Here is a 1,860-nt window from a genome sequence, read left to right on the forward strand (position 1 = left end):
GCTGCAGTAAATTTTTGTTTGAATGCATCAAAGCTTCCGAATGCTTTATTGATTGCTTCTGCTAATTCACCAGAAGGAGCATTTTCACCTGTAGCTGGTGCAATCACTTCCCAAAATAAAGAATGATTTAAATGGCCGCCGCCGTTATTTCTAACAGCTGTTCTAATTTGTTCGGGAACTTCATTAAGATTGCTTAAAAGCTCTTCTAATGATTTTGCTTGTAATGCATCCTGTCCTTCTAGAGCTGTATTTAAATTGTTCACATATGTTTGATGATGCTTTCCATAATGGATTTCCATTGTTTGTTGATCAATATGAGGCTCTAAAGCATTAAATTCATAAGATAAAGCTGGCAATGAATATGTAGTCATTTGTAATTCCTCCAAAATTTTTATTTTTATACTTATTAGTTTAAAAAGTATAATTAAACAATAAACCAAGGACAGAAAAAAATCAATTATTTTATCTTCACTTTTAGATTTTTTCGAAAATTACACTTCACTAATCTCGCTTACATTAACTGCTTTCAACATTTTATACTATCTGGTATAATTAATTTCTCTACACTTTTATTTAACTTTTACTTTGCTCTCCAAGTATAGAATGGAGGTTTATGATGACTAATACGCCAAAAACTACAAAAGATAAAATCCTTCATCTACTTAAAAAAGAAGGATCTTTAACAGTAAATGATTTTACAGACCGCTTGCAAATTACACATATGGCCGTGCGAAAGCACTTAACAATATTAGAAAAAGATGGTTTGATCCAGTCTGAACTAATAAAGCAACCAATGGGTCGACCTATTCAAAACTTCACCTTGGCAAAAAGAGCAGAGCATTTTTTCCCGAAAAGCTACGAAGGAATTAGTATTGATTTATTGCATGATGTAAAAGATCTCTATGGCGATGATTCGGTTCAGCAGTTATTCAATAAGCGGGAGGAACGTCTTACAAAGGAATATATTTCTCGCATGGATGACAAAACTCCATCAGAAAAAATGCAGGAAATGATTGAGATTCAAAATGAAAAAGGATATATGGCTGATCTTGCAAAAGTGGACGACCATACTTTTGAAATCACCGAATACAATTGTCCTATTTTAGAAGTAGCCAAAGAATTTAAAATAGCCTGTCGATGTGAAACAGAAATGCTAAAAAAAGTCTTAGGGACAACTACGATTAGCAGAACATGCTGTCGGACAGAGGGAGATAATCATTGTAAATTTTTGGTGAAATTTGTGTCATAAAATAAGGATACATGAGTCATCGAGGCAATAAAAAAAGGGATGTCTTAAGCAAAATTCACTTAAAGACTTCCCTTTTTAAAAAATATATTATGCAAAAATAGCTAACTCTACTTCAATTTGTTTCATAATTAATTGGAGGCATTCTTCTGTGGTTTTAGCAAAAATTCTCTTTCCGTTCACTATTGCATAAGGCCGTTTTGCACACATTCCACAAAATGAAAGACAGCTGCTTTCAATCACTGCAACTTCTGGATATTTTGATTCCAATATTTTTTCTAAATCTATTTCTGTAATCAAACTTCCGTCACAAATTTCTACGACTACAATCCCCATCTTTCAGCTTCTCCTTTCTATCTTCTATATTTGACTATATATAATAGAAGTGATTTGGAAGATTCACCTTTAAATAATACAGTTAAACAATTCTTATGTTTTGATTCATTTTATACCGAATAATTTACTTCCAAAGACAAGTTATCCAACCATTTTTATACCACAAAGTATAAAAACAAGTATATATTATTTAATCACTTCCCATAAAAAAAAGCAAGAAAAGAAACTAAAGTGTACCCTTTGTAAAGGACATTTTATAAAAAGCCTATGATACCATA

General features: G+C 31.8%; 2 protein-coding genes and 1 pseudogene. 1 reads left to right on the top strand and 2 read right to left on the bottom strand.

Annotated elements, in window-relative coordinates; translation table 11 throughout:
• Positions 1 to 371: pseudogene (locus tag RTL21_RS22210) on the bottom strand (superoxide dismutase); the annotation flags it as partial.
• A gap of 245 nt (positions 372 to 616) precedes the next feature.
• On the opposite strand from RTL21_RS22210, the gene RTL21_RS22215 reads away from it, so the two are divergent.
• Entirely contained in the window at positions 617 to 1,249 is a 633-nt protein-coding gene (locus RTL21_RS22215; RefSeq protein WP_312099231.1) for a helix-turn-helix transcriptional regulator, read from the top strand.
• Positions 1,250 to 1,336: 87 nt separating this feature from the next.
• Here RTL21_RS22215 and RTL21_RS22220 read toward each other — a convergent pair whose 3' ends face one another.
• A complete protein-coding gene (locus RTL21_RS22220; protein WP_312099232.1) occupies positions 1,337 to 1,582 on the bottom strand; it encodes a YuzB family protein in 246 nt (81 codons plus the stop codon).
• Between the last annotated feature and the right edge of the window lie 278 nt (positions 1,583 to 1,860).

It is taken from the genome of Niallia sp. (genome assembly GCF_031978665.1).
Taxonomy (GTDB): Bacteria; Bacillota; Bacilli; order Bacillales; family Cytobacillaceae; genus Niallia.